The following is a 23,429-nucleotide window of genomic DNA, read 5'->3' as shown; positions in this document are numbered from 1 at the left end:
TGACTGGATATTTTCTATGCACACGCCAATGATTTCAGGTTCATCGTGTTAATAAACAACCTTGGGTCGGCGAGTTTGTTCAGTATCGATGGGGTGGGCAAGCAGTCGTCATCAATGTAATCGATATAATCTGCCGCTGAATCAAAAATCAAGATATCCAATGCCAAGCGATCCAGCCCGTATAGGCCACGGTGGATCATATCTGCTGAAAACACCAACAAATCACCCGCCGCTAATGGGATTTTTATGCCTCCAGAGATGGGGTCATTGCTGACTTTACCGTTCACTTCTTGGCGAACGTTGTATTCTTCTTCATTGTCCCAGCGCTTGTGCGTACCAGGGATGATCTCCATGCCGAGTTCATCAAACAATGGCACACGAAGATGCAACACTTGGGTTTCCTGTATCACTCTCATTTGATCTTCTATGTCATAGTCGTATTGACAGTCGCGATGCCAGAAATCTTTTTGTTCGGGATTCACGGGGTTGAAGAACAATTGCGTGTTCATGAACGTGGGATTTTCCGGTATCACCGCATCCACCACATTCATGATTTTCTTGGAACTGATGAACTCAAAAAGTTGGGCTCTGTCTTCATCGGGCAGATATTCACTGCCAGTGATCAGCGATGAGTTAAATGCTTCTTCTCGATAAAATCTTCTGTTGTCGTCTTTCCACAGTTCGTGGAATTTGAGTATGACTTTTCTTAGTGAAGCAATTTGAGCTTCATCGAAATAATTTCTCAGAACAAAGTAACCGTGTTCATCGTAACGGTTGCTTAATTGTTGGCTGTTTTCTAACACTGATTACCTTCACATTTACTGCGCCGTCACTGACCACGGCGGTCTTGGGCGCATGATGCCAGAGAGCCGTGGTTCTACCAAGTGAAATGCTGCACGTGGTAGCGTGTTTTCATTGCCACGTTTTAAGGTGACTAACGTTTTATTCTAATCACCAGATGATTCGAATAAGGCGGTTTATCAAATCATCATGTGATTTGAAGCTACTTAGAAAGCCACACTCAGCGTGTTAACTGTTGTGCCTTTTCCGCCAATCTCCGCGCTGCGGCGCGATGCTTCACCATCAACTCTTGTGTATCGACATCAATAAGTTCACCATCTTTCACGCGCCATTCTCCATTCACCATGACGTTGTCTGCACGGTGTGCGCCACACAGCACGAGAGCGGCAAGTGGATCGTGACTGCCGGAGAATTGGATTTCATCGAGTTTGAACATCGCGATGTCTGCCAGCATGCCTTTGGACAGAGTCCCGATGTCACTGCGCCCGATGTTTTTAGCAGAGCCTTGGGTTGCCCAGCGGAACGCATCGAGATGACTAACCTTGGCGGAACCGTATCGTAGACGCTGAATATAGGTGGCCATTCGAAGTTCATTGACGAGGTTTGAACCGTCGTTGGAGGCGGAACCATCCACGCCTAACCCGACAGACGCGCCTGCTGCTTCGAGCTCCAAATTCCGACAAATACCTGAAGCCAGCATCATGTTTGAGCTCGGGCAATGGCAAATGCCAATACCGGCCTGACCCAATCGTTTGATCTCTTCATCATTAAAGTGGATTCCGTGTGCGAGCCATGTTCGGTTGTGAAGCCAGCCGACATCTTCGAGGTAATCGACGGGTCGCAGACCGAATTTTTCTAAGCAAAAGGCTTCTTCGTCGATGGTTTCACAGAGGTGCGTGTGAAGCATGACATTGTGCTGCTTGGCGACGTGAGCGGTTTCTTTCATCAACTCTGTGGTGACTGAAAATGGCGAACACGGGGCGAGGGCAATGTGTGTCATTCCGCCATATTCCGCTTGATGGTAATCGCGGATCAAACGAAGGCTGTCATCAATAATGGATTGTTCGGTTTGAATGGTGTGCCTTGGTGGTAGGCCGCCTTGATCTTCACCAAGGCTCATCGAACCCCGGGTTAGCACCGTTCTTAGTCCTAGAGCTCGGGTCGCTTCCACCTGAATGTCGATCGCGTGTTCGAGGCCAACCGGTATCAAATAATGGTGATCGGAAGCGGTTGTACACCCTGAAAGTAATAGCTCTGCTGATGCGAGTTCTGTGCCTAAACGCATCATGTCTTCATCCAACCCTGCCCACACTGGATACAGCGCTTTGAGCCAATGAAACAGCTCTTTGTCCAGTGCATCAGGATAGGCGCGAGTAAGGGTTTGGTAGAAGTGGTGGTGCGCGTTAATCAAGCCCGGTAACACCACATGTTCTGAGGCATCCACAATCTGATCGATATTGACGGATGGTAGGGCGTTCTTCGCGACCAGTTCAATGATGGTATTACCATCAATCACCACACCACCGGAAGCGTCTTCGTTAGTGCCCGTCCAAATTGCGAGAGGTGTTTTAAGCCAGATTGTCGCCATGAGTGAAGATCCTTTGACGTTGAATTCAGTGTGATTGCGAACAGCGTTTTGGAAGACAATCGCCCCGAATGAACGGGGCGATAACGTGCTAGGTGAGGATTAGGGCGTCGGCTTGGAATCTTCATCCAATGGCGCGTCTTTTGGCGGAGCAGCGCGAACTATCACGGGATCAGCAGTGTCTTCGTTCAATGGCTGAGTGTGTTCGCTGTTCATTTCTTCCTCTTCGGCCTCACGTTCAGCAGTCACGTCTTCTTTCGATTTCGGCAATACAAGGTTCAACATCACGGCAACAATCGTGCCCGTGGTGATGCCTGAGTGCAGAAGCTGAGCAATGTCGTGATGTAAGTGTTGAAGCAGTGAAGGCTTAATGGTGACGGCTAAACCTGCTGCTAACGAGACGCAAATCACCAAGGCATTTCGGCGTGTGTCGGCAGCTTTTACTAACATACGAATACCGGCGTAAGCGATCATTCCGAACATGATGAAACCGACGCCGCCTAGTACCGGTTTGGGCACGGAAACGGCCAACGCACCGAATTTAGGGAATAAACCAGCAAGGATCAGCAGAGCGCCCGTTGTACCGACAACGAACCGACTTGCGACGCCAGTAATGCCAACAATGCCGACGTTCTGACTAAATGACGCCAAAGGCATGGCACCAAAGAAGGAACCAACGGCACTGCCGATGCCATCACCTAATAGGCCACGTTTGAGGTCTTTGCCGGAAATGGTGCGATGGCAGTTATTGGCGAGCGCGAGGAAATCCCCTGTTGCTTCGGCAATCACCACGATGTAAGCGAGACACATCCCTATGATGGCGGGCCACGAGAAACTGAGCCCAAATTTGAACGGCTCTGGTGCGGCAAACCAGCTGGATTTATGGAGTTGTTCGAGATTGACCATGCCCATGCTAAGCGCGACAAGGTAGCCGCCTGCTAAGCCAATCACAATGGCTGATGCTGCGACGCCACCTTTGGCATAGGTAGACACTAAAAGAACAACCAACAGAGAAATGGCAGCAAGAAACAGCTTGGGCAGTGTGGCGAATTGGTCACTTCCAGCGGGGGCATCGCCAATCCAGTTCATGGCGACAGGTAAAATGGTTAAACCAATCAAGGTAACCACGACACCACTGACAACGGGAGGAAATAGCTTTCTAATCTGTTCCATGAAGAAAGCGGAAACGATAACCATACACGCACCCACGAGGGCTGCCCCCATAATGCCTGATACGCCGTCCGCTTTACCTATGCCGATCGCTATCCCCAAGAAGGCGAAGCTTGACCCCATGACCACGGGCAATCGAATACCCACAGGGCCGACGCCAAGGCATTGCACGATGGTAAATGCGCCAGAAACGAATAATGCAGCATTGATGAGCGTGACGATATCACCTGCGGGCAATCCAATGGCGCCGCCGACGATGAGAGGAACAGCAATAATGCCGCCGATGGAAGCAAGCATATGTTGCAGAGCTAGCAGGAATGTTGAGCCTGCTGAGGGCCTGTCGTTTAATTCGTAAAGCAACTTCATAGTTTTTTCCTCTTGCTGTCTCGGTTCCCTTTGACAGCGATGATAGTGAAATTCCGTTTACCCTTGATGCCGATTGAAAAGTCTAAAATTGAAAAAGGGACCTCTGCGGGTCCCTATGTTTTTGTTATCCAAGAATGATGAGTTTGAATACAAAAAGAATGCTCAATGCATACATAGCAATGGAAATATCTGAGAACTTTCCGGTGCCTGCCTTGAGTACGGTGTAAGTGATGAAACCCAATGCGATGCCGTTTGAGATTGAAAAAGTCAGTGGCATCATGAGTGCGGTGACAGCAGCGGGGACGGAATCGGTAAAGTCGTCCCAGTTGACGTTTTTGATGCTGCTCATCATGAGAAATGCGACATAAATCAGTGCACCGGCCGTGGCGTAGGCCGGGATCATTCCTGCCAGCGGTGCGAGGAAAATAGCGGCCAGAAACAACAAGCTAACCACAACCGCAGATAAGCCAGTACGTGCACCAGCAGAAACACCTGCCGCACTTTCAACATAACTGGTGACAGGAGGACAACCAAAGCAAGCGCCGATGACGCTCGACAGACTGTCTGCTTTGAGCGCCTTTGGTAGCCCATCTATTTTGCCTGTTTCTTTGTTGACTAACTTTGCGCGCTCAGCCACGCCCATTAGCGTACCCGCGGTATCGAACATGTTCACGAAAAGGAAAGCGAGAATGATACTGATCATCCCGACATTTAACGCGCCTGCGATATCCATGGCCATAAAGGTGGGTGCAATGCTTGGTGGTGCGGAAAAAATACCGTTGTACTCGAAAAGACCGAGCCCAAGGCCAATGAGCGTCACGCTGAATATGCCGATGAGCACGGAGCCAAATACTTTTTTGACGGACAATACGGAAATAATGAAGAAGCAGACGGCGGCAAGAATGGCAGGGGGCTGAGTGAAATCGCCTAAGGTGACAAGAGTGGCATTGCTGCCAACCACGATGCCTGCGCTTTTTAACCCGATAATCCCGAGGAAAAGACCGACACCCGCTGTCATGCCATAACGCAAACTGGTGGGAATACTTTCGATAACCCACTCACGGACGCGTGACACGCTGAGACCCACAAAAATGACACCAGAAATAAACACTGCACCGAGCGCGACTTGCCAGCTGTAACCCATTTCGCCAACAACGGTGAAGGCAAAAAATGCATTCAGCCCCATCCCTGGCGCAAGACCAACAGGCCAATTCGCAAACAGCCCCATCATTAACGTGCCTATAGCCGCACCGATGCAGGTGGCAACAAAAAGTGCACCGGGATCCATGCCAGACGCTGCCATGATATTGGGGTTCACGAAAATGATGTATGCCATGGTGGCAAAGGTGGTGATCCCGCCGATAAACTCATTCTTTACTGATGTACCGTGCTGACTGAGTTTAAAGTACCGCTCTAGAAAGCCACTTTTCACTGATGTTTGTTCAGCCGTGCTATTTTTGTCCATCATTTCCATCCTGTTACGTCTGTCCATTTGCACTTTATCTGTCCATTTACACTAAGAACGTGGGCGATTGCTTGGTAGTATTTCTTTGTCTTGCGTCGCTGGAGTTCAGAGAGTCATTTCGAGAAGCGTGTGTTAGCTTCCTCGGTAAGTCGAAAAGCTGTATGGCGAAACCAGCAGAGGGACGTGGAAGTGCGCGCTCGGGTCGTCAATGCCAAACCTTATTACCACGTCATCAAGAAAAGGCACATCACTTAACGTGACGCCTGTTTTGTAAAAATATCCTGCCGTATTGAACTGCAACTGATATTTTCCCTTTAGGAAATCCTCGCCTTGGAGCAGAGGTTCATCGGTTCTTCCATCATGGTTTGTCGTTGTAGTCACAACATGCACCAAGCTATTGCCCGTGACTCTAAATAGCGTGACTTCTATTTCTGAACCGGGTTTGCCTTTGCTGGTATCCAACACATGTGTTGTCAGTTTTCCCATTTTCACCTAGTCCTTTTATGAATCGATATTCCCTTGTGCACGGGCTTGCTTACTCGTGACATGAATCCTAGCAAGCCCAAGTTTTGAAGGGTTCGCTGCCAAGATCTACGCATTCTCAGTGTCAAATATTCCACCTTGTGTGCACATCTAGAAACTAAAATGTACACAATAGTTAAGTCTTGTAAAGGTCAAAAAATACGCAGTGCTAATTTTGAGAATCAGCAAAGAAACCATACGGTGACAGGGTGAAGAGGAAGAAATAGCCTGTAATTCGTTCAGAATTGAATTTGCGAAAACATGAACGCGGCAACATTTAGTTAACTTGTTCTTGTAAATTGTATACAAAATGCAATACTAAAATTGCAATCGTCGCTCGAAAGATAAGTGCGCTTTGAATGAGCTTTACTTGCATTGGCATGACAAATAGATAAAGCGCAGTGGCAAAGCCAATAAGACTTTGACTGAGAGACTAATAGTTTGGCCCATATAAATGATAGGAATGGCGCGATGAGTAGTGACTATCCTCGAGATTTGAAAGGCTATGGTGCCCATCCTCCTCATCCTAGATGGCCAGGAGAGGCGCGAATTGCGGTTTCATTTGTACTCAATTTTGAAGAAGGCGGTGAGCGCTGCGTTCTACATGGCGACAGGGAATCAGAAGCGTTTTTGTCTGAAATCCCCTCCGCGCAACCTCTTGCCGGCGTTCGTCACATCAGCATGGAATCTATGTATGAGTACGGCTCGCGTGCAGGTGTGTGGCGCGTGCTTCGCTTGTTCCGACAACATGAAATTCCACTGACTATTTTTGCTGTGGGCATGGCGGCTGAGCGAAATCCTGAGGTGATTAAATCCATGGTGAGCGAAGGCCATGAAATTTGTAGCCATGGATATCGTTGGATTGATTACCAATATGTGCGCGAGGAAGACGAACGCGCAGACATGACAAAAGCTATCGACGCGATTGAGAAAGTGGCAGGTGAGCGCCCAGTGGGTTGGTACACAGGCAGAACCAGCCCGAATACGCGTAGGCTGGTGGCTGAGGAAGGCGGCTTTCTTTATGATTCAGATGCTTATGACGATGACTTACCTTACTGGCATGAAGAGGGTACGCCGCCGGGCAAGCCTCAGCTGGTGATTCCTTATTCGTTAGATGCCAATGATATGCGTTTTTCAACGGTACAAGGCTTTAACTCGGGTGAGCAGTTTTTCCAGTATTTGAAAGACAGTTTCGATGTCTTATATGAAGAAGGGCAAGACGCCCCAAAGATGCTGTCTATCGGGTTACATTGCCGTTTGATTGGTCGGCCCGGTCGACTCGCGTCGTTGAAGCGCTTCATTGAATATGTGAAACAGCATGACAGTGTATGGATAACGCGTCGTGTTGATATCGCTAAGCACTGGCACAAAAACCACCCACATCCAACCATGACCAAGGAGTAGGTAGCACAATGGGATTATTTTCGTCTTGTCGCCCGAGTGAACAAACGAAAGATCAGTTTGTTCAAACCTTTGGCGGTGTCTATGAACACAGCCCTTGGGTCGCCGAGCAAGCTTATGGCGATGGGCTGGATCAAGCCTTCAATGATCAGGATGTTCTTCATGCTCGAATGGCACATGTTCTGAACAATGCCGATGATGCGTCGAAATTGCAGGTGATTCTGGCTCACCCTGATTTAGCCGGACGCGCTGCGCAAGCAGGTGAACTGACTGCCGAGTCCACGACTGAGCAGGCCAGTGCGGGAATCGATCAATGCTCGACCGAGGAATTTGTGCGTTTTACGGATTTTAACCAACGCTACAAAAACAAGTTTCAATTCCCTTTTATCATGGCGGTGAAGGGGGCCAATCGGCATTTGATCTTGGAAGCGTTTGAACGTCGTTTGGAAAATGACGTTATCACTGAATTCAACACAGCGATTGCGGAAATCAACAAAATCGCTTTGTTTAGGCTACGTGATTTGTAGCTCTCTGGCCGCCGTCTATTAACGATCCATGTTGACGGCGAATACAGCGTCTCGCAAATTGAAGCTCGCTGGAAATCGGTTATTGGTTTCTTGCTAAAGTGAAAGGGAAAAAGACGCTTCTTACTCTTGAAGGAAGCAACGAAAATGGATAATCGTCCTGATTTCACCAAACTCGTCAATCTCGCCAGCAGCAGGCTAGGCACGCAGGTCATTTATGCAACGGACGACTTCTTCGCGGATAAGCAACGTCTTGTTGACGACGCCCCTGCGCAATGGAAAGCAGATGTTTATGACGATAACGGCAAATGGATGGATGGCTGGGAATCACGCCGTAAGCGTGAAGAAGGCCATGATTACTGTGTCGTCAAATTAGGTCTGCCGGGCAAAGTGATTGGTGTGGATATTGATACGTCTCACTTCACGGGAAACTACCCGCCGTCCGCGTCATTAGAAGGGTGTTATTGCCCGGATGGCGATCCAGCCTCAGATCAAAAATGGGATGCACTGTTACCCGCTTTAAGCCTCAATGGCGATAGCCATCATTTTGCTGACATCTCCTCTCAGAAGCCTTGTACCCACGTTAGATTCCACATTTATCCCGATGGGGGGGTCGCTCGACTACGTGTGTATGGTCATCCCGAAATGGACTGGGATCGCGTTAGTCCTGAACAAGAATTGGATCTGCTTGCTGTCGAAAATGGCGGCAGGGCGCTGACGTGTAACGATCAACACTTTGGTCATATGAGTAATCTCATCATGCCGGGTCGTGGCGTAAATATGGGTGACGGCTGGGAGACGGCGCGTCGACGTGTACCCGGTAACGATTGGGTTATCTTGTCGTTGGGCCATGCAGGTTTGGTTGATCGTATTGTTGTTGATACCGCGCACTTTAAAGGTAACTACCCTGATAGCATGTCTATTCAAGCCGCATTTGTTGAAGGCGGTACGGACGATCAAATCGCCACGCAAAGCTTATTCTGGCGTGAACTGCTGCCAAGTCAGAAGTTGTCTGCGGACAACATTCATGAGTTTGCCGATCAACTAAACCCATTGGGTATGATTTCTCACGTCAGGGTGAATATCTTTCCCGATGGCGGCATTAGCCGTGTGCGCTTATTTGGTCGTAAATCTGGCTGAGAAGCTGACTCGTTGCAGACCGTCCAAGGATGACAAAGGATATGGAAAAACAGATTGCCTTCGACAATATCATTACGCTGAAACCGGAACCTCTGACGCAATATAGCTTTGCGCCATTTGGTGATGTGATTGAAGCGGAAGACCGAGAGTTCTTCATGATCAACAACGGCTCTACTCGGCGTTACCACAAACTAGCTACCACACAGGTAGATGAAGGAAGTGGTGTAATCATCAACATTTTTGAGGCAACACCGCTTTCCTATCCACTTTCCGTCAAGATGATGGAGCGTCATCCGAAAGGCTCACAGGCATTTATGCCGCTGTTGGGTAACGACTATTTAGTGTTAGTCGCGCCTGTGGGGGATGAGCCGGATCTTCTCTCGATCCGCGCTTTCTATGCCAAAGGCACGCAAGGGGTGAACTATCACCGCAGCGTGTGGCATCACCCTGTACTGGCGTTGACACCAAACGATAAGTTTTTGGTGGTTGACCGAGAAGGTGCGGGGAATAACTGTGACGAGTTTTTCTTTTCAGAACAAACACGTGTGATATTGGCACCTGATTTGTGAATTGAGCTTATCAAAGCCAAGCGATCCATGCTTGGCTTAATGCAATAGCCAATATCTGAGAAAAATTGAAAGGGATGACGTAGCCGATAATTTACCCAAGCAATGCCAAGATGCGCTATCTCAGTGAGCATTGAGTGCGTATTGAATGGGTACGAGCTACGGCCTCCAAAAAGGAGAGTGTAATGGATCCTTATATCACGGAATGGCTCAATATAGCGGTTCGCTGGATGCACATGATCACTGGCGTGGCATGGATTGGTGCGTCGTTTTACTTTGTATGGTTGGAAAATAACTTAAATCGACAAAACCCGCGCGATGGTTTGTCGGGTGATTTGTGGGCCATTCATGGTGGCGGAATTTATCACTTAGAAAAATACAAACTCGCCCCAGACAAAATGCCTGAAACCTTACATTGGTTTAAATGGGAAGCGTATTTCACGTGGATCACGGGCATGACATTGCTTTTCATCGTGTTCTACGCAAATGCCGACATTTACTTGGTAAAACCGGGGTCAGAATTTAGCGCAAGCACGACAGTCATGATCGGTATCGCTTCACTCGTTGCAGGATGGTTTGTTTATGACTTTCTCTGTGATTCGGCACTGGGCAAAAAGCCCATGCTATTGGGTGTGGCGCTGTTCGTTGGTTTGGTGTTCGCAGCGTGGGCCCTAAGCTTAGTGTTTAGCGGTCGTGGTGCATACATTCATGTCGGTGCCATTATCGGTACCATCATGGTGGGTAACGTGTTCCGTGTGATCATGCCAGGGCAGCGCGCTTTGGTGAAAGCGATTGAGGAACAGAGAGCGCCTGATCCAAGCCTGCCAGCCAAAGCGTTACTGCGTTCGCGACACAATAACTATCTGACTTTGCCAGTGTTGTTTATCATGATCAGCAACCATTTCCCCAGCACTTATGGCCATGAGTTCAATTGGGCGGTATTGGCGGGTGTTTCGTTGCTCAGTGTTTTGGTTCGCCACTATTTCAACACACGACATGCGAGCCAAAAATATGCATGGACACTACCAGCAGCTGCGCTGGGAATGATTTGTTTAGCGTATGTGTCTGCACCCGCTTCTTCACCGGTTGCTCCTTCAGCTGAAACGCCACAAGCGGCAGATACGTCAGCCCAATTTGAAAATTCGCTTGCGTTTGTTGAAGTGAAAACCATTATTTCGGAACGTTGCACGGTATGCCACTCCCAAGCGCCGACACATCCCGCATTTGCGGTTGCTCCTGCTGGTGTGATGTTAGATACGCCTGAGCAAATACAGCTCGAAGTGACGAGAATAGTCGCACAATCGGTTTCCACAAATATCATGCCTTTGGGTAACTTAACGAAGATGACGCAAGAAGAGCGAGAATTGATCGGGCAATGGGCGGCTTCGGGTGCTGCCATTCAGTAGTGCTGTTACAAAACATTAATCCAACACGCAAAAATCAATTTTGGCCACCTCTAGATGAGGTGGTTTTTTGTTATATCTGCGGTAAATCAAGGATTTCAAATCCAATGTCCCTATAGACTCTGATTGGTTGAATTGAGCTAAATAATCAACCTCAACTCGACATTAAAATAAGATGGATAATTTTTAACATTTGGCGAGATTTGGTTACGAGTTTTGGTTATACTCGCAGCCGAAAAAACAACCAGTAGGTTGCAACCCTTTAGCACTGTGGCTTAATGCTGCGCATAAATCATTTTGGAGAACCCCGTGGAAACTATCTTGGTCATCGCATTCATCTGTGCAGCATTCGTGATTGTGAAGAAAGAACGCGCATCACGTGCATAAATTTGGAACACGCTGAGTAAGTACACTTTTTACTTCCAATTTTGTCAGCGTGAACTAAACCAACGCTTTATTTCAATAGCTTAGCGTTCGGTAGATATGCGAGAAACAAATAAAAAAGCAGAGCCACTTGGCTCTGCTTTTTTATTTGTTTCAATCTGACATATTCTGATGTCGAAATGCTCTGAATCGAAAGAATCTGAGGATGAGCATCAACTGCAATAAGGCGTTGGTGGTTAAGTGTTACTCGCTGACGAGGATCTCGCACTCTGTCAGTGTCGCCAAATGCCCACGCATGGCTTTTTCTGCTTCTTCTGTCAAACCGTAAACATCATAGATGCCAACCACAGAAGTGCCATTGTCTTCAAGGGTGCTGAAAATCATACCTGTCGCAACGGGCTTGCCTTCTTGCATTGCCACATACAATGACACATTGATGCCATCAGGTGTTGGGATGTCTGTAAGCGATAATTGCGTCAAGTATTCAAGCAGTGCAGCACGTTCAGCTTCTGGCCACTTTTGCGCTAAGGTGCGTGCGTAGCGAACCATCAATGGATGGCAATCTACCGCATAAAACGAATATCCTTCAACTCGCGCTGAAACAGCCGTTCGTTCGACTTGCTTAGGTTCTGTTTCTGCTGCTTGATAGCACTTCAGGCCTTGCAGGCTCTCAGGCGTTGGGTATTGAGCGTTTTCAACATGGCTTGCCATCCAAAAATGCTTTTTGCGGAAGTGAGAAAGAACAGCGGCGTCGCTCATGGTGGCTCCTGTGCCGGCTAGGCATCTTGCAGTTGAGCTTCGATAATAGCTCCATGGCGTTAAATAACAATGCTCAATCCAAAGAATGAGGAAACTATTTTGGTAACTGCGCGCATCTTAACCAATTGATAAAAATCGACTAACGGTAGGCATTTCCAAAATATTGGTTAAAATAGGAAATTATGATGCCGCGTGCTTTGAAATTAGGTTCCTCTTTTATGTCCGGACAGCGTCTCCAAACTCAATTTTCAAAGGTCTTCTCCCATTTTGGTGGTAAAGACAGTGATACAAACCTGCAAGACATGGCTGAGATTTTCAGTTGTACACGCCGCAATGCACGCATGGTACTGGGTAAAATGGCGGAGAACGGCTGGCTGACCTGGGATCCTGCGGTAGGGCGAGGTAAGCAAAGCAGACTGACCTTCCACCGTACTGACTCTGATCTGCAGATGAAGCGTGTGAGAAAGCGGGTGCAAGAAGGCAAGCTTGATGCAGCACTGGAAGAATTGGGTAACGACGCGGCTAAATTGGCGCATTTGATTCAAGAGCAACTCGGGGTATCAACGCAAGAAGGTAAGCAGATCATTCGTCTTCCTTATTATCGCGCTTTTCCGTGTTTGAATCCGGCTAAACCCCTTCGACGTTCTGAGCAGCATCTGATTACGCAAATCTTCAATGGACTCACTCGATTCAACGAATCGACTGAAGAAGTTGAAGCCGATCTTGCCCATCACTGGGAAGCCTTGTCTGATAAGCATTGGCGATTCTATCTTCGCCCCGCAGTCCGCTTTCATGATGGGAGCTCGTTGCAGGCGGAGGATGTGATTTGGTCACTTCAAGCCCTGAGCGACCATGTCTATTTTTCTCATATCGATCACATTGAAGCGCCCGAAGATAATGTTATTGATTTCTATTTGAATCGTCCCGATCGCCGTTTGCCCGATACCTTGGCGGTGCCTATGGCGTCGATTCAATCTAAGAAAGCGGCCATGTCTAAAAACGTCGAGCAGTTTCCAGTTGGTACAGGGCCGTATCGTGTCGTCGAGAACAATAGCCATCAACTCGTGTTGAAAGCACATGATCAGTACTTTGGCTTTCGTGCCTTGACGGACGAAATCGAAATTTGGGTCTTAGACAGTGCGGCGATGTGTTATTTGCAGCCTACGGCAACATTGGATCCGACGGCGTTGGATTCACGTCAGGGTATTTTACAAAGCGGCTCCAAGCAGCGATTGGCCCTGGATGAAGGCTGTAATTATCTGATGCTGAATCGCCACAGTGGCGTGGCGAAAGATCCGCGTTGGGCAGCATATCTAAGCGATAGGCTGTCGTCATTGCGTTTGTTGCCGTACTTGGCGGAAAGTGGCATTGGGGAATACCGCCTGACCAATGCGTATGGTTTGTTGCCGGGCTGGATCCATACCAATGTGTCCCATTCTGACATTGCTGTTCCATCTTCAAAAACAACACTGAGACTAGCGCATCAATCGGACAATCCGTTGTTTCCTTTGATGGCTAAAGCCCTGAAGGCGTTGCTGGCTAAAGAAGGGGTGATGTTAGATATCGATGTCGTGTCATATGAAGACATGATGGAGCCTAAACAAGCGAAGAAAGTGGATATTTGGCTTTGTGGCATGAGCTTAGGGAACAAGCGCAGCGACGCAATCCTGCCTTGGCTCTTGAACTATGAGCATCTTTCCGCCGCCATGCCTAAAGACGAATTTAACATTGTCGTTGAAAAGATGGCGACGTGGCGTCAAAAGGAACAAGCACATTTTGATGCGGAAACCATCGGCAAAATGCTGGTGGGATCGACGCAGATTATTCCGTTGTTTCACATTTGGCTAGGCGTGGTGGATGGGCGTGAACTAGAAGATGTCTCTTCTAACAAAGTAGGTTGGTTTGACTTTAAATCTGTGTGGAAAAAGCCTGTGATCTAGCAGGTTCAAACTTCATCTCACTTGATCAAACGTCGTTTAAATCTTGCTTAAAACAGCGCAAACGCTGCCACGAGCAACGCAGGTAAGGTCACGATGGTGAGGAAATTACCAAACAACACCATGGACGCGACCTTATCTGGGCCGACATTGAAGCGCTCGGCAAACAAGTAATTCATCACGGCGGGTGGCAGCATGGCAAATAATAACATCATGCGAAGATGCTCGGGTGGCAGGGGCACGAAAAAGTAAATCACAGCGAAACTCACTGCGCCCGTTGCTAGGCTCAAAAAGGTACTCAGAAAGCCAACACCCAATCCTGACCATTTGATCGCGGTCAATTGCACCCCAAGAGAAATCAGCATCACGGGCACGGCTGCATTGCCAATCAGTATCATCCCTTCGTTTAACGGTTCCCATACAGTGATTCCACCGAAATTAAAAATCAGGGCGAGGATGGAAGCGATCAATATCGGCATTTTGAATATTTGCCGAAATCGATATTCATGGTTGCTTAGCATGGCCAAGCCCACCGTGATGTGAAGCATCATTGAAACCACAAACAGCAATATGGCGGGTGCTTCCCCGATCACACCAAACGCATAGCCAAACAAGGGAATCGCGAGGTTGCCGCTGTTTCGAAACATTTGCGGCGGTGCCCATGTTTTATAAGGCAGGGAAAGTGCTTTACAGATAGGGAGCATCAATACGCCGGGCAGCAATACTGCAATGACCGCTGCAATAAACAGGGCGTTTTGTTCGCCGCCCATCGGCATCACGGACAGTGTGGTAAAGACTAAGCAAGGCACCATCAAATCGATATTGATTCGATTAACGTGCCGCATATCTGGGCGAAAACTCTTCCCAACAAAAAAACCGGCCGCGACCACGGCGAAAACGGGAAAGAGAATACTAATAACTTTTTCGAGCATCCATGCTCCTTAAGTGGCTCGAGCCTTGATTTATGAGCGCAGAGCTATAACGGGTATGTGGCCGTTAACAGCAGATACTTATAAAGAGGGAGCCCGTCACGCTGACGATGGAAAGGATGGAATATCCGGTGCAACCCGCCTGATATCGAGCATTCTAGTTCAATATCGCCGGCAAGAGAGTGTTCAGCTTCAAGAAGTCTGACACCTTGTGCGGCAAAATCTGTTTGATGAATGGGTTGATGCCCTAACCACCAGCTGGGTATAGATTTACTGGCTGAAGATCTATCGATCCAGTGATCTGCAACCAAAATCACACGTTTCTCTTTTTCGCTGGTGGTATCAAGGTGGTCGAGCGTCCATTGCATGTCTTTTACAATGCCTTTACGACAAGCAACATTTGCACTTATGAGGCGATGCGCCACGATGTAGATTTGATGTTTGTCTGTCTCGACGCGGAACACGGGTTGCTTGAGCGCCGGTGACTCATCCAGTTGATAGAGGTACGCATCGATATCGAGTTTGTCGTAAGAGTGCACGATACGGCGAGCCATGGCTTTACCCAGATGGCTTTCGTTCATGCCGCGATTATGAATCGTCGGATAATGGCGTTCACAGAAATTGAGACAGTCCGATTGGAAATCTCGTAAGCTTTGTGAAATAAGTTCATCCAGCAAAAATGCCTACTCCAAAAAGAAGCTTCACGACAGAAGGTTCCTAAAGTATGGCAAAAAATAAAAATTTGCACTAACTCAGGGAGCTAAATGTGGTGAAGCGTTCAAAAGTGAGGCTATCCGCGTTTAAGTATCGGGTTTAATACGATTCTTTTTAGGGTTTTCCAGCGAATTAGTAGAAGTGATATTGCCAGTAAAAAATAGAGGGAAGGCTCAAGCAATTCGGACTTTGATGACCAATAAAAATGAATCGGAGCCAGAACCAGCACCAAATATACCCAATTATGCAGTTTCTGCCATTTTGCCCCCATTTTTCGCTGGATGCGCGCAAACGAGGTCACGCTTAATGCAAACAGTAGCAACCAACAAACTGCGCCCACGGTAAGGTATGGGCGACTGAGGATCTCTGTGCCCAATAGTGAAAAGTTGAACGTCAAATCCAGCGCAAGATAGGTAAGTAGATGCAAGCTTGCCCAGAAAAAGCTATATAGCCCGAGCACTCTTCGGCAGCGGATCAACAATCCCTGACGTGTATATTTTGCTATGGGGCTGACCAGCATGGTCACAATCAAGGTATTGAGGGCTGCGAGGCCAGTGTAGTGGGTAATGCCATCTACGGGGTCGGCACCAAACTTGTTACTCAGTACTAACCAAACCATATTTGCCGCGAAGCCGAGACTGACCAAATGAATCAGCGTTTTCAGCCAAACAATACGATTTGCAGTTAATGGCATCAAAAACTAGACCTCAAATCCATCCCTTTGTACAAGCTTGCAACTTCATCTTCATAGCCGTTGAACATAAGAGTAGGCTGGCGTCGAGAGCTAAAAATTGACCCTTCACCAATGAAGCGTTCAGAGCCTTGGCTCCAACGAGGGTGATCCACTTGTGGGTTCACATTGGCATAGAAACCGTATTCGTGACGAGCGAGTAGATTCCACGTGGTTGCTGGCTGCGACTCTAACAGATGAATCTTAACGATCGATTTGATGCTCTTGAAGCCATATTTCCATGGCACCACCAAACGTACTGGTGCACCGTTTTGAGGCGCGAGAGTTTGGCCATACAGGCCAACGCTTAATAGTGTTAATGGATTCATCGCCTCGTCAAGACGCAAGCCTTCGACATACGGGTAATCAATACCGCCACCGACAAATTGAGAAGCTTGCCCTGGCATCTGTTTAGGATCGTGTAAGGTTTCAAACGCGACGTATTTGGCACTGCCAAGAGGGTCGGCAGCTTTTAACAGAGCGGCGAGCGAAAAACCAATCCAAGGAATGTTCATCGACCATGCTTCCACACAGCGCATACGGTAAAGACGTTCTTCCAATGGAAAGCGCTTGAGCAAATCGTCATAACTCAACGAGATGGGGTTATTAACCAATCCTGTGACTTCAAGTTTCCATGGGTCAACACGAAAAGACTGGCTGTTCTCGACAGGATCGCCTTTGCCCGTACCAAACTCATAGAAGTTATTGTAGGTAAGCACTTTAGATTCAGGCGTCAACGCCAGACCGCTCCCATAAGGGCTTTTTGTGGTTGTAAGTGGGGATCGTTGGAAAAGGGCTGCCGGTTCAGCCTTATCTTCTCCGCTGCTAAATATGTCAAAGAGGTTAGCATGACTCTGAGCCGCAAAAGGCAGGGTTGCTGTCACGATGCCCAGCTTTTTCAAAACCTCCCTGCGTGAGTGATACACGGATTCAGGTGTGAGTTCATTCTCTTTTATTTCGGATTTCTTAGGTACACGAATCAGCATTGATGCTCTCCGGCTGTGACGTTAAGTCAGATTTTAATCAAAAGCCTATGTATTGATTCTAATAGACCTTTATAACGACAAATTTCTTTCACTAGTTTATGTCTTACGTAGAAAAATACGTCTTGGATGATGGTAGATGTGATCATTGGCATGTAGAGTGGAGATGTTGTCGATGCATATGGTGAAGTGTTTGTTTTATAAGCAGTATGGATTTTGAGCCATGACTCGCCCCACTTTTCAGTAAGCCCACTATCTCGATATGCCCGACCACATTTAGTGCATAGTTGTGTACCTGAAAGATGCACTCTTTCAGTTGAATTAAAATGGAAGTTAAGATGAAACGTATTCTCTTTTTGTTTGCTTTGGCACTGCCTTCAGTCTCTGTATCCGCGCAAGGATTGTCTGCTGGGGTATTCTTTGGTTCGCCCATGTCTGGCGTGACAGTGTCACAAGATATTGTCCGTGTTTCTTTGGGTATTCAAGAGAAAGGCGCTGCGGTTGATGGTTTATGGAATTTGGGGGAGTGGCTCGCAAGGCCAGAATACGCACCGTTGTATAGCTATGCGGGAATGCAATGGGTGGATGATCCTAAACACAAGTGGGGACCAAGAGCAGGCTTAGGTGTTGCATTGCCTATGGGGCATGGCAATGTTGAGCTCTATGGCGAGGCAGGAACCGCTTGGTATTGGCAAGAGGACGCCGCTTTCAAATTTGAAGGCTCGTTTGGGTTGCGCATGTTCTTCTAACACTGAGCACTGAGTCCAGAAGGTGAACACCAAGCAAGCGCTAGACGAAATGAACAGTTTGAAAAGCGCCGTTGGGCGCTTTTTACGTTTTGTTTCAGCCGCGAGAAAAATGGATTAATTGCTTGGTTAATAGATGCGGTTGGCTTCGAGAATGGGCGTCGTGACGTGATATCTTATACTCTATGGGGCTAAGGTCTATTAACCGTTTCAAAGCACCTCACGTTTAGCGAGTGTGTTTGAGCTGGGATAAAAAACTGAAGACGGTTCTAGATAAAATATCGACGAGAAATTTCATCAATGAGTTTAACGCTAAAGCGACTATCAATTCTGTGTGCTCTTCTGACACCTTTTGCACTTCAGGCAAATCAATACGAATGGCCAGAGAAGGACACGCGTCTGATTGGTGAAAACACCGTGCATGTCGTTAAATCTGGTGAACACCTTGAATTGATTGCAAAAGAATACAACGTAGGCTTTCTTGCACTGCTTTCCGCTAACCCTGGTGTTGACCCTTATCTCCCAGAACCTGGCACATTCGTAACCATTCCTCAGCAACTTATCCTGCCCGAAGTCGATTACGATGGCATCGTGATAAACCTAGCCGAGCTTCGCCTTTACTACTTTGAGCCAGAAATCGGCAAAGTAAATGTTTTCCCGATTGGTATCGGTCGTATTGGCCGTGACACGCCGATTATGAAAACCAAAATCAGCCAAAAACGCGAAAATCCAACATGGACTCCACCAGCCAGTATTCGAAAAGAATACCTTGAAGAACGTAATATTGTGTTGCCCGAAGTGGTACCAGCAGGGCCTGAGAACCCATTGGGCACTCATGCGTTAAGGCTTGCGTATGGCTCAGGTAGCTATCTGATTCATGGTACGAATAAAGACTTCGGCATTGGATTGCGTGTCAGCTCAGGCTGTATTCGTATGCGTCCGGAGGATATTAACTGGTTGTTTAATGAAGTGGCGGTTGGTGAGAAAGTGCGTGTAATCAATGAGCCGGTAAAAACCAGCTACGAACCTGATGGTGCGGTGTATGTTGAAGTTCACCGTCCGCTTTCACAAGATGAAACCGAAGCAGGTTCTCGAATTTTGACACATCCTGACGCACGTACCGCTCAATGGCTAGAAAATAACAGAATGAATGTGAATCGTTACAGAGCGGCGTTAGCGGTGCAATCTGGATTGCCGATAGAGCTAGGAAATGATGCGGCATCCGAAGATGCCGCAGAATTATAGGATATATATGGTGCAGTAAACTTACTTGGTGTAAGACTGCGCCATGTTGTCGATACGCTCATTTGCACGAGCAGCTTCGTCATAAGCCAATGCTGATGCAGCTGCTACGTCAGCAACATCACCTTGTAGAGCTGAAACTTGGTTTGAAAGAGAATCTACTTTAGATGACATATCTGCAACACTTTGCTCAAGCGCTGAATTACCAGAACAACCAGCAAGTAGTGCGCTGGATGCAACTGCTGCTAACGCTAGAAGACGAATTTTCATAGTTAAAACCTCATTGTTTTTGTTGGGTTGCATTACTTTACTGCTTTTACCTGTTGAATAACTGGCTGCATTATAACCATAGACTGCCATTGTCTATTCTGCCGCCTGTTGCCCTTTGATATCCGCCTCAATGTTGATACAGCCTAAAAATCTAAGTCACACGTCAGCATAAATGTTTAGAACTTTGGCAGATTTCTAGCCGTTATCGTGACTGTGTTTCATTTTTGATTCAACCATTGTCTTTCTTATAGGTAGTGATTGTGTGATTTCTGTACCGTCTGAGAAGCGAAGTGTGAGTGAAAGTGCCTCACCTTCTTTCAATGGCGCCGTCAGATCGAGAAGCATAATGTGAAAACCACCGGGCTCTAACGTTGCTTTACCTTGGCTAGGAATAACGATGGTTTCGACTTGTCGCATCTTCATCATGCCATCAGCCATGACATGATTGTGTAGTTCGACTTTTCCTGCTGCGGGCGAGGCGGCGCTGATGAGGTTGATGGCTTCGTTACCTGAGTTAGTGAGAACCATAAATGCGGCGCTATTAGGTGCTCTTGGCGGCGTTGCACGTGCGTAGGGGTCATGAACATCAATCGCTGCTTGTGCAGAAAACGTGAGTAAACCAAAGAGTGCAGCGCATAGGCAAGACGGGGCTTTCATCAAAAGTTCCTTTATTTGTAGATATTGACTAATTGTGAGTACAACGCGCAATGAGCGCGTTGATATAACGGTTGATATTCTACGGCTGCAAGTTACCGCGTGACGGTAGTAAGTCGCAAGATGGCATCAGACACCATGTTTGGATTCAGCGTATGCGGGACTTTTTCAACCAAGGTGCCATCAGGTTGTAAAAAATAAAAATAGGAGCTGTGGTCAACCGCGTATTCCATGGCAGAGTTTTCGAGTTCGGTAAACTGATAAAGCACACCATATTTGCGCGCTAATGCTGCAATTTCTTGTTCACTGCCACTTGCACCTTCAATCATCGGGTGAAAATATCCCGCATATTCTTTCGCCGCGTCTGCATTGTCTCTTTTGGGATCGAGCGTAACGAACATCGGCCGCACATTGGCTAATGTGTCTTCAGGGAGCGATTTGAGCGCGGCGGAAAGAATGGCCAATGAGGTTGGGCACACATCAGGGCAGTGCGTATAGCCAAAATAGACCACGCGTAATCGTTCGTCTTTATTGTCAAAAAGATCAACCGTTTGTTTGCCACTGTGTAATTGGCCAAGTTGAACGCTGGGCGAGGTGGGTTCACTTTGCTGAACCATGTATCTCGCGCCTAGCCCGGCAAGCAAAGCCAGAGCTAACACGATGATCTTTGTTTTCATCTCATCATCCTTATGTCTACAGGCAGCAAAATATCTTTTTCAGGGCTGCTAATTGCGCCGCGCCATGTCATTTCAGCATCCATACAAATGGGTAGCATAACATCACCACGATATTGATTGGCCTGGGTTCTTGTTAGCTTTAACTTGTAAATACCCATGTTCATTTCTACGCCTTCAAGCTCCAAAAGCAAATAGGGAGCATCGGCATCTGTGACTGTGACATTCAATGTTGTAGGGTTCAAGGGGGCAACGGTATCGCTGACAAGTGATGCGGTTGCTGACGAAAACACGCAAGGTGATGTGCTAAGCGTGCAGTCGGGAGCGCGATCGCTCGTTTCCTCAGTGTTTGCAAAGAGAAAACGATCAGCAAGCCAGTAACCGGCGCACAAAAATACAATAATGAATAAAACGTCAACCAGACGACGAAGTGGATTACGGCTGTTTTTCATAAAGAGGAATAGTAAGGATTAGACACGGGAAGCGTATCACTTTTTCGCGAGGGGCTATGTGAGTAAGGTCTTGAAATAGTGCAAATGAAAAGGGCTGCCACGAAGCAACCCTTTCATTTGATGTACTAATGTGGACGTGATGGGGGGATTAGTCAGCCAGCTTTTGTGAGACTTTCTCTAGACCGAGTACCAACCCAAACCCGACGATCATCATGACTAGTGCAATCGCAAGTTGAGAAGGCTGTCCCGTTGCTGCTTCGAAGGCAGAAGGAGACAAGGCTTTCTCCATCAACGGCACTTGCTCGCCAGAAGAATTAATGCGGAAACTTATCGCTTCTTTCCAAGGCCACACTTTTCCTAATGCGCCAATCAGCAGGCCAGTTAGAAAAGCGATGGTGAGGCTGCGATAGCTTCGAAGCAACCAAGATAGGACATGCGAGAAGGTCAACAACCCAGCTAAACAGCCTAAAGCGAATAAGGCAAGAATAGGGATATTTAGGCCTTTTACTGCGTCCAATACTGGCCCATACATACCAAGTAGTAGAAGAATAAAACTGCCTGAAATACCCGGTAAGATCATGGCGCAGATGGCAATTGAACCCGCAATGAAAACGGTTAGCATGTTGAACTCTAGTGAAATAGGATTCGCCACGGTAATGCCATAAGCAAACACGGCACCTGCAATGGCGAGAACAATTTCACCCATCGACCAGCGTTCCACTTGCTTAATCATGTGAATTGCCGACGCCACGATAAGGCCGAAGAAAAACGACCAAATGACGACCGGGTGTTCAGTTAGGGCATAAGACACGGCTTTTGCCAGCGTTAAAATTGCCGTGAGTATGCCGGCTAGCAAAGCGCAGAGGAAGGTGCCATTGACATGTGTCCATACAGCGGTGAAACCCTCTTTACGCCAACGAGAAAATATCGAAGGATTGACGCGACGGATACTTTCCAAAAGGGTGTCATAGATGCCGGTGATAAATGCGATAGTGCCACCGGAAACGCCGGGTACGACATCAGCCGCGCCCATCGCCATTCCTTTCAAAAAGGTCAAAATATTTTGTTTCATGAACTGCTTCTGTGGGGACGAGGAAAAATTATCGGCCAATTATAGCGACTTGAATGTAAAGGGCTATCAATTCGTCGTAAGACACGACACAGTCCTTAATTGTGCAACATCCAGTTGTAGGCGGCGGCAAGTTTCTTCTTTCCGTCATCATAGATAGGATCACCATGCACAGGCAGTATGTGATCAAACGGCCAAGTGAGTATTTCTTGTAACGATCGCCGGAGCAATTTGGGTTCTTTGATGCGAAAGCGTTGGTTGAAAGGAACTAGCGCGTGTTTGCTGCATCCACTCGCCTTGCCTGCTGTACGGCGCAACATTGAACCGTCATTCAATAAGATCAGGCTTTCTCCCACGACAAGTGTGCGACTGGCGGGGTCACAAAAAATCACTTCTTCATGTTGGTCATTGCCACGCAGCACGGTTTGGTAAAGCTGGTTGCGCCATCTAGGCGAGCTTGTGGACGTGAGCTCGCCATCAAAACCGATATCGGTTCGCTTTGTTGCAAGTCCCGGTGCTGAATAGAAATAGGCATTAGGATAAACAAGCCACCAGTCAGAAAGAGGATGGTGCAATCTCTGGTTAACCGTGGTCACGCAGCTCACTTTGCCAAGTGTGGCAATCTGCGTTCTTATCTCTTCAGTGAGTTCACACGGGTTGTGAACTAACAAACTTTCATCATCTAGCCGAATAATCGTCATTCGTTGACCGATATCGACCCCAAAACAGCGATACGTTTCGCTGTGGTGCCAAAGGTGGTTTGCCTGCCATTCGATCATTGAAATTCATCCGTGAATGAGTAGAACTTGGGTATAAATATCAGAGATGCACGCGCTGTAACAGAAAATCTTTTTGCTCGTGATCACCAAAATCGATTGTTCGAATAAATAGAACAACTTGTTCCTGTTTGATCGGTTTTTCCTCTAGCCACTCTGGCTTAGAC

24 protein-coding genes are annotated in these 23,429 nt (G+C 47.5%); 8 read left to right on the top strand and 16 right to left on the bottom strand.

The genetic code is table 11. The features are described from left to right. Positions 1–14: 14 nt before the first annotated feature. From AB8599_RS22045 to uraH, 5 genes are all read right to left on the bottom strand, one after another. Complete coding sequence (locus AB8599_RS22045) at positions 15–803, bottom strand: phytanoyl-CoA dioxygenase family protein (protein ID WP_407333870.1); 789 nt, start codon at positions 801–803, stop codon at positions 15–17. Between the two features lie 218 nt (positions 804–1,021). Then, a complete protein-coding gene (locus AB8599_RS22040; protein ID WP_407333869.1) occupies positions 1,022–2,389 on the bottom strand; it encodes an 8-oxoguanine deaminase in 1,368 nt (455 codons plus the stop codon). 99 nt (positions 2,390–2,488) lie between these two features. Beyond that, a complete protein-coding gene (locus AB8599_RS22035) occupies positions 2,489–3,922 on the bottom strand; it encodes a nucleobase:cation symporter-2 family protein (RefSeq protein WP_407333868.1) in 1,434 nt (477 codons plus the stop codon). Between the two features lie 124 nt (positions 3,923–4,046). Beyond that, complete coding sequence (locus tag AB8599_RS22030; protein WP_407334452.1) at positions 4,047–5,387, bottom strand: NCS2 family permease; 1,341 nt, start codon at positions 5,385–5,387, stop codon at positions 4,047–4,049. A gap of 132 nt (positions 5,388–5,519) precedes the next feature. Beyond that, positions 5,520–5,873, bottom strand: a complete 354-nt coding sequence (gene uraH, locus AB8599_RS22025) for a hydroxyisourate hydrolase (protein ID WP_407333867.1) — start codon at positions 5,871–5,873, stop codon at positions 5,520–5,522. Positions 5,874–6,380: 507 nt separating this feature from the next. On the opposite strand from uraH, the gene puuE reads away from it, so the two are divergent. The 5 genes from puuE (at position 6,381) to AB8599_RS22000 (ending at position 10,946) form a co-directional block, all read left to right on the top strand. After that, on the top strand, positions 6,381–7,313 hold the full coding sequence (puuE, locus tag AB8599_RS22020) for an allantoinase PuuE (protein ID WP_407333866.1): 933 nt from the start codon (positions 6,381–6,383) through the stop codon (positions 7,311–7,313). 8 nt (positions 7,314–7,321) lie between these two features. Further along, on the top strand, positions 7,322–7,837 hold the full coding sequence (gene uraD / locus AB8599_RS22015) for a 2-oxo-4-hydroxy-4-carboxy-5-ureidoimidazoline decarboxylase (protein ID WP_407333865.1): 516 nt from the start codon (positions 7,322–7,324) through the stop codon (positions 7,835–7,837). A gap of 144 nt (positions 7,838–7,981) precedes the next feature. Further along, complete coding sequence (gene alc, locus AB8599_RS22010; protein WP_407333864.1) at positions 7,982–8,974, top strand: allantoicase; 993 nt, start codon at positions 7,982–7,984, stop codon at positions 8,972–8,974. A gap of 41 nt (positions 8,975–9,015) precedes the next feature. Next, on the top strand, positions 9,016–9,543 hold the full coding sequence (locus tag AB8599_RS22005; RefSeq protein ID WP_407333863.1) for an ureidoglycolate lyase: 528 nt from the start codon (positions 9,016–9,018) through the stop codon (positions 9,541–9,543). A 182-nt stretch (positions 9,544–9,725) separates the two neighbouring features. Continuing rightward, positions 9,726–10,946, top strand: a complete 1,221-nt coding sequence (locus AB8599_RS22000) for a urate hydroxylase PuuD (RefSeq protein WP_407333862.1) — start codon at positions 9,726–9,728, stop codon at positions 10,944–10,946. A 624-nt stretch (positions 10,947–11,570) separates the two neighbouring features. Here AB8599_RS22000 and AB8599_RS21995 read toward each other — a convergent pair. Further along, entirely contained in the window at positions 11,571–12,086 is a 516-nt protein-coding gene (locus tag AB8599_RS21995) for a hypothetical protein (protein ID WP_407333861.1), read from the bottom strand. Between the two features lie 218 nt (positions 12,087–12,304). Between AB8599_RS21995 and AB8599_RS21990 the strand changes: the two genes are divergently transcribed. After that, positions 12,305–14,026 carry an SgrR family transcriptional regulator gene (locus AB8599_RS21990; RefSeq protein WP_407333860.1) on the top strand — a complete coding sequence of 574 codons (1,722 nt, stop codon included), beginning with the start codon at positions 12,305–12,307 and terminating at the stop codon, positions 14,024–14,026. 47 nt (positions 14,027–14,073) lie between these two features. Here AB8599_RS21990 and AB8599_RS21985 read toward each other — a convergent pair whose 3' ends face one another. From AB8599_RS21985 to msrP, 4 genes are all read right to left on the bottom strand, one after another. Further along, positions 14,074–14,955 carry an AEC family transporter gene (locus tag AB8599_RS21985; protein ID WP_407333859.1) on the bottom strand — a complete coding sequence of 294 codons (882 nt, stop codon included), beginning with the start codon at positions 14,953–14,955 and terminating at the stop codon, positions 14,074–14,076. 44 nt (positions 14,956–14,999) lie between these two features. Then, positions 15,000–15,629 (bottom strand): hypothetical protein, encoded by a 630-nt coding sequence (locus tag AB8599_RS21980; RefSeq protein WP_407333858.1) that lies wholly within the window; start codon positions 15,627–15,629, stop codon positions 15,000–15,002. Positions 15,630–15,742: 113 nt separating this feature from the next. Beyond that, positions 15,743–16,360 carry a protein-methionine-sulfoxide reductase heme-binding subunit MsrQ gene (gene msrQ / locus AB8599_RS21975; protein WP_407333857.1) on the bottom strand — a complete coding sequence of 206 codons (618 nt, stop codon included), beginning with the start codon at positions 16,358–16,360 and terminating at the stop codon, positions 15,743–15,745. Then, complete coding sequence (gene msrP, locus AB8599_RS21970; RefSeq protein ID WP_407333856.1) at positions 16,360–17,382, bottom strand: protein-methionine-sulfoxide reductase catalytic subunit MsrP; 1,023 nt, start codon at positions 17,380–17,382, stop codon at positions 16,360–16,362. Before msrP ends, msrQ begins: the two co-directional genes overlap by 1 nt. A 335-nt stretch (positions 17,383–17,717) precedes the next feature. Between msrP and AB8599_RS21965 the strand changes: the two genes are divergently transcribed. Both AB8599_RS21965 and AB8599_RS21960 read left to right on the top strand, forming a co-directional pair. Continuing rightward, positions 17,718–18,128, top strand: coding sequence for a hypothetical protein (locus AB8599_RS21965; protein ID WP_407333855.1), 411 nt, complete (start codon positions 17,718–17,720; stop codon positions 18,126–18,128). Between the two features lie 297 nt (positions 18,129–18,425). Continuing rightward, the gene (locus AB8599_RS21960; protein ID WP_407333854.1) at positions 18,426–19,370 is read left to right on the top strand and encodes a L,D-transpeptidase family protein; all 945 of its coding nucleotides are present in this window, start codon (positions 18,426–18,428) and stop codon (positions 19,368–19,370) included. 21 nt (positions 19,371–19,391) lie between these two features. Here AB8599_RS21960 and AB8599_RS21955 read toward each other — a convergent pair whose 3' ends face one another. The 6 genes from AB8599_RS21955 to AB8599_RS21930 form a co-directional block, all read right to left on the bottom strand. Continuing rightward, entirely contained in the window at positions 19,392–19,637 is a 246-nt protein-coding gene (locus tag AB8599_RS21955; RefSeq protein ID WP_016958769.1) for an LPP leucine zipper domain-containing protein, read from the bottom strand. 195 nt (positions 19,638–19,832) lie between these two features. Further along, positions 19,833–20,294, bottom strand: a complete 462-nt coding sequence (locus AB8599_RS21950) for a copper chaperone PCu(A)C (RefSeq protein ID WP_407333853.1) — start codon at positions 20,292–20,294, stop codon at positions 19,833–19,835. Between the two features lie 92 nt (positions 20,295–20,386). After that, positions 20,387–20,968, bottom strand: coding sequence for an SCO family protein (locus AB8599_RS21945; protein WP_407333852.1), 582 nt, complete (start codon positions 20,966–20,968; stop codon positions 20,387–20,389). After that, positions 20,965–21,417, bottom strand: a complete 453-nt coding sequence (locus AB8599_RS21940) for a hypothetical protein (protein WP_407333851.1) — start codon at positions 21,415–21,417, stop codon at positions 20,965–20,967. Before AB8599_RS21940 ends, AB8599_RS21945 begins: the two co-directional genes overlap by 4 nt. A gap of 148 nt (positions 21,418–21,565) precedes the next feature. Next, positions 21,566–22,489 (bottom strand): DUF368 domain-containing protein, encoded by a 924-nt coding sequence (locus AB8599_RS21935; protein ID WP_407333850.1) that lies wholly within the window; start codon positions 22,487–22,489, stop codon positions 21,566–21,568. Positions 22,490–22,584: 95 nt separating this feature from the next. Then, a complete protein-coding gene (locus AB8599_RS21930) occupies positions 22,585–23,265 on the bottom strand; it encodes a DUF4336 domain-containing protein (RefSeq protein WP_407333849.1) in 681 nt (226 codons plus the stop codon). Positions 23,266–23,429: the final 164 nt, after the last annotated feature.

This window comes from Enterovibrio litoreus (assembly GCF_045679545.1).
In the GTDB taxonomy this organism is placed as follows: Bacteria; Pseudomonadota; Gammaproteobacteria; order Enterobacterales; family Vibrionaceae; genus Enterovibrio.
This window is presented reverse-complemented; position numbering and strand designations above follow the sequence as displayed.